This window comes from Pseudomonas putida (genome assembly GCF_030159595.1).
Taxonomy (GTDB): domain Bacteria; phylum Pseudomonadota; class Gammaproteobacteria; order Pseudomonadales; family Pseudomonadaceae; genus Aquipseudomonas; species Aquipseudomonas putida_AC.
In genome coordinates, this window is sequence record NZ_BSKJ01000033.1 from 1 (window position 1) to 515 (window position 515).

The following is a 515-nucleotide window of genomic DNA, read 5'->3' on the forward strand; positions in this document are numbered from 1 at the left end:
ATCGGCAGTGCGTCGGTCTGCTCGGCGGCGATGTCTTCTGGCAGCTCCAGGTGTACCGCACCCGGCTTTTCTTCTTCGGCCAGGCGGAAGGCTTCGCGCATGCGCGACGGGATGTTGTCAGCCGAGGCGAACTGATGGGTGTACTTGGTGATGGGGTCCATCATGCCGCACACGTCAATGATCTGGAAGCGGCCCTGCTTGGACTTCTTGATCGGTTTCTGGCCGGTGATCATCATCATCGGCATGCCGCCCAGGTAGGCGTAGGCGCTGGCGGTAACCAGGTTGGTGGCGCCAGGGCCGAGGGTCGACAGGCTGACGCCGGTCTTGCCGGTCAGACGCCCGTAGGTGGCAGCCATGAAACCTGCAGACTGCTCGTGACGGGTCAGTACCAGCTTGATCTTCGACTTGCGCAGGGATTCGAGCAGGTCGAGGTTTTCCTCACCAGGAATGCCGAACACATACTCGACACCTTCGTTTTCCAGGCATTGCACAACGACATCGGCGGCCTTGGCCAT

General features: G+C 61.0%; 1 protein-coding gene. It reads right to left on the reverse strand.

Features of this window, described 5'->3' with window-relative positions; translation table 11 throughout:
• On the reverse strand, nucleotides 1–515 hold a 515-nt coding region (locus QQL85_RS26430), incomplete at its 3' end, for a thiamine pyrophosphate-binding protein (RefSeq protein ID WP_284357323.1).